Source organism: Prosthecobacter sp., assembly GCF_049294395.1.
GTDB lineage: Bacteria > Verrucomicrobiota > Verrucomicrobiia > Verrucomicrobiales > Verrucomicrobiaceae > Prosthecobacter.
Window position 1 is genome coordinate 1 of sequence record NZ_JBAQCR010000366.1, and the last position, 3979, is coordinate 3979.

Sequence of the window (3979 nt, forward strand, 5' to 3'; positions counted from 1 at the left end):
CGGCAGGTGGCTGAAGGCGCGCACGCCGCCGCTGCGGGGCTGCGCGTGTGCGTGCGCATTTTCCTCCCCGGCTTCGTGCGGCTCAGGGTGTTCGGCTTCGGGGAGGTGGGAGGTGGCAAACAGACAGGACATGCTCCAAAGCTTGGGCCCGTTTGGCGGAGTGCAAGTGAAGAGTGATGGAATGTGGTATCTGATGGTAGGCATTGAACCCGGGACGCGGGTTTGCCGCGAAGGACGTGCGGTTTGCACCGCCGCTGATATAATGGTAAATTCTCGGCTGTGAATGCCGCTGCTGCGCAACGGAGGTCATGCCTGAGGGGGTAGGGTTATACCCCATAGGCAGGGCAGGGTATATGCGGAAGAGTGCACCCATCCATCAGTCCTTCGACTAACGATAAACTGAGCAACCAACCGAATACTATGAAACCCTTCCTCTTCCTCCTCCTCTTCTCTTCCGCCACTTTCCTGACCGTGAGCTGCAACAAGCAGAAGCAGGCCATCGACGCGCAAAACGACGCCACCCAGACCGCGCTGGACCACCAGAAGGATGCCGTGGCTGCGGATGCCAAGGAAGCCAAGACACAGGTGGACATCGACACCAAGATCGCCAAGGCCAACATCGAGGCCAACAAGGCGGTGGATCAGGCCCAGCTGGATGCCGACAAGAAGAAGGCTGATGCCGAAGCCGCCGCCGCCAAGGCCCGTGTGGATGCCGTGCAGAAGTAATCTGCCCGCCCCGGAGCGCGCCCACCTCGTGGGCCTGCTCTTTTCAATCTCTCTCTCCTCTTCCGACCCCAACAACACACACACCACTCCTATGAAAACATCCATCACACGCATCGCCCTTCTCGTCTTCGCATCCGCAGCCCTGACCCTCGTCGGCACCAGCTGCCGCACCGTTCGCGGCTTCGGCCAGGACGTGGAGCATGTGGGCGGCCACATTGAGCACGCCTCCCGCTAATCCAGAGCGCGCAAGCATTCGAAGCGTTGTTGGAAAGCCGCCAAGGCTTTTCAGCAACGCTTTTGCTTGGCAAAGCGGCCGCGTGAGGGACAGTACCGTGCTCCTCATAGGATTTCCTGATCCGCTGGGACAGGTGCCTGGCGCTTTATTGCTCCCCCCCTGAACTCATCCGCGCGCCGCACCGCCTCTCAAAACACACCCCCCCGCCTCTGCATTCACCCATGAAACACTTATTCTCCACGCTCTCCGCCACTCTACTGCTGGCGGCGCTGGCGCCTGCCTCTGCCCGTGCCGAGGCGCCCAATACGGGCGGCACGATGGGCATCTACCTCGAAAACGATCTCTTTGCCGGCACGGACCGCTACTACACCAGCGGGGTGAAGCTCAGCTGGACCTCGCCGGATCTCTCCCGCCTCAGCGGCACGCCGCATGCGCGCATGATGCTGCCGCTGTTTGACCTGATTCCCGGCATTCATGACGCCAACTACCAGAAAAACGTCATCCACTCCATCGGGCAGGACATTTACACGCCTGACAACACGGAGACCTTCACCCCGGCGCTGAACGACCGCCCCTATGCAGGCTGGCTCTATGTGTCCAACGGCGTGGTGTGGAAGACGGACCGCGTGCGAAACATCCTGGTGATGGACATCGGCGTGGTGGGCTCGTATTCCTATGCGCAGGAGGCGCAGCGCTACGTGCATGATGCGCGCGGCTTTGACCACCCGAACGGCTGGGACCACCAGCTGCACAATGAGATCGGCGTCACCCTGGCGTATGAGCGCACCTGGCGCTGGCCGCACATCGTGAAGCGCAGCGGCGCGGAGTGGGAATTCCTCCCGCATGCCGGCGCCACGGCGGGGAATGTGAAGGACTACGCCAATGTGGGCGGCGAATTCCGCATGGGCTTCAATCTGCCGGACGACTACGGCACGCCCTCCATCGGCCCGTCCTCCGCCGCCTCCACTCCGGTGGATGGCGCACTGGGCGCGGACCGCTCCTGGTTCCCGCTGGGCTTCCACGTCTTTGCGCGTGCAGACGGCCGCGCCGTGGCGCACAACATCTTTCTGGACGGCAACACCTTTGGCGACAGCCCCTCCGTAGGGCACAACGTCTTCGTGGCGGACCTGAGCACCGGCTTTGTGATCAACTGGCGCAACACCAAGATGTCCTACGCCGTGGTCTACCGCACCAAGGAGTTCAACGCGCAGATCGCGCCGCAGCTCTTCGGCACCGTGTCGCTGAACTGGACGTTTTAGCCGCGTGCGCGGGCGGGCTCTCGGATTGTAATGAGGTGCTCCGTGGGCTTTGAAATGGAGAGGATCATGGCGTGAAAATGTGTCAAGAATTTGCACACTGACCCCCTTTGGGGTCGGTCCGCACCTCGGTTAACCGCATGCCTCATCTCCAGGCGAGAATCTGCGGCGGCTTGCGCGGCACGGGCGGTGTGGCGCCTGCTGGCACACCCAGGATGATGGGGGCGATGGCGGTCCACTCTTCCGGGATCTTCAGCTCCGCCTTCCACTCGGGCAAGTTCAGGGCCTCCACCGCAAAGCCGATGACGCAGGTGCCCAGCCCCTGGGCGCAGGCGGCGAGCATGAGGTTTTCCGCAGCCAGCCAGCAGTCCGCCGTGACGAAGGAGCCCTGCGATTTGCCGTAGATGACGATCAGTGAGCCGGCGTCATAGAAGACGTGGAACCCTGTTTTGTTCACCAGGTCCAGTACGTGAGTGGCATGCGGGGAATGATCCCCCGCTGCCTCCTTGCGCACGCATTCCTTGGCGCTTTCAGACAGGCGGTCCAGCAGCGCCCTGTCTTCGATGATGGCAAAGCCCCAGGGCTCCTGATGCATGGCGGTGGGAGCGTGGACGGCGGCATCCATCAGCCTGCGGATCACCTCCGGGCCGACGGTCTTCGCCGTGAAATGGCGGACGGAGCGGCGCTGATAAACGGCATCCATGGCGCTCATGGCGGCGCCGGTCTCGGTGGGTGATGGGAGAGTGGTCATGGCGTGGGGGAGGAAAGGAATGTCTGCATAGACACCGCCTCTGCGCCCGCCTCGCCCGCTGCTGCTGCGGTGGGGGGCACAGACCGGCGTTGTTCTTTCCACGCTATCGCCCCGCCACCGCGCCGCCATGGGCAGCCAGCCTCAATTCATCTCAGCTTTTGGCTGAGGAATGATGCGCCAAAAGCGCATGCGAGCGGAATAATGGAGGAGGTGAAAATTTGTCAAAAATTTGCACACTGACCCCATTTTGGGGTCGGTCCGCACAGCGAGGCAGCGCCGCCCTCGGCATGACGCACCAGCCACTTGCGGCTGCTGCCCAACTCCACGCAGAGCTCCGTCACGGTGAATCTCCCGCTGTTGGCCAAGGTGACAAACTTCAGTCGTTGCTCTGTCGTGGGGGTGTTGGTCCAAGGCATGAAATCCCGCTCCAACTGTAACCCATGTTCCCGGTCAACTTGTCACCTATGTGCCCGGTCCGGTCTGAACCCATGAAGGCTGAAAAAAACGTGAGGCCGCAGGGGGAGGGCAGGCGCTCATGCCGCCGCCGCGCCGCCCTCACGGGTAGCTCACCTGCACGCGGTAGAATTTCCGCAGGGAGGCGGCATCGGGATCGGTCACGGTGCGGGTCTGGCCGTTGTCCTGAATGATGGCGCCGGTCAGGGGCTGCCAGCCGCTGGCGCTCAGGTCGGTGCTGAACTGCACGGTGTAGGTGCGGTCTGGCAGGCGGGGGCTGATGACGAGGGTGTAGGAGCCGGGGGCGTGGCCGACGGAGGTGATGAAGCGTGAAGCGGGGTCGGTGGGGTTGAGGCCGGCGGTGTATTTGAAGAGGTTGTTCTGGCCGGTGCCGCTGGCGTCGGCGGTGGGGGCGGCCAGGGGATTGTTTGCGCCGAAGTACTGGAGCTGCCAGGAGTCCGGGAGGCCGTCGCTGGCGTAGGTGCCGAAGTTGTCCGGCACGGTGTCCAGCACGGTGAGGCCCAGCGTGCCGCTGAGCCCGAGGTAGCTGCCCTGCAC

The 3979-nt window shown here is 63.2% G+C and carries 4 protein-coding genes and 1 pseudogene; 3 read left to right on the forward strand and 2 right to left on the reverse strand.

Features of this window, described 5'->3' with window-relative positions; translation table 11 throughout:
- Window positions 1–420 precede the first annotated feature (420 nt).
- The 3 genes from WAW39_RS24805 to WAW39_RS24815 all read left to right on the forward strand — a co-directional run bounded on the left by WAW39_RS24805 (window position 421) and on the right by WAW39_RS24815 (window position 2220).
- Window positions 421–726, forward strand: a complete 306-nt coding sequence (locus WAW39_RS24805) for a hypothetical protein (RefSeq protein WP_422321849.1) — start codon at window positions 421–423, stop codon at window positions 724–726.
- A gap of 91 nt (window positions 727–817) precedes the next feature.
- Complete coding sequence (locus tag WAW39_RS24810; protein ID WP_397385764.1) at window positions 818–961, forward strand: entericidin A/B family lipoprotein; 144 nt, start codon at window positions 818–820, stop codon at window positions 959–961.
- Window positions 962–1182: 221 nt separating this feature from the next.
- Window positions 1183–2220: a lipid A deacylase LpxR family protein gene (locus WAW39_RS24815; protein ID WP_422321850.1), complete on the forward strand. Its 1038-nt coding sequence runs from the start codon at window positions 1183–1185 to the stop codon at window positions 2218–2220.
- 142 nt (window positions 2221–2362) lie between these two features.
- On the opposite strand, the gene WAW39_RS24820 is transcribed toward WAW39_RS24815, so the two are convergent.
- On the reverse strand, window positions 2363–2968 hold the full coding sequence (locus WAW39_RS24820; protein ID WP_422321851.1) for a nitroreductase family protein: 606 nt from the start codon (window positions 2966–2968) through the stop codon (window positions 2363–2365).
- 555 nt (window positions 2969–3523) lie between these two features.
- Window positions 3524–3979, reverse strand: a pseudogene (locus WAW39_RS24825) (hypothetical protein); the annotation flags it as partial.

Bases quoted from the DNA above. Each gene is read 5' to 3' on its own strand.
- WAW39_RS24805 (WP_422321849.1), top strand. From the start codon at position 421: ATGAAACCCTTCCTCTTCCTCCTCCTCTTCTCTTCCGCCACTTTCCTG.
- WAW39_RS24810 (WP_397385764.1), top strand. From the start codon at position 818: ATGAAAACATCCATCACACGCATCGCCCTTCTCGTCTTCGCATCCGCA.
- WAW39_RS24815 (WP_422321850.1), top strand. From the start codon at position 1,183: ATGAAACACTTATTCTCCACGCTCTCCGCCACTCTACTGCTGGCGGCG.
- WAW39_RS24820 (WP_422321851.1), bottom strand. From the start codon at position 2,968: ATGACCACTCTCCCATCACCCACCGAGACCGGCGCCGCCATGAGCGCC.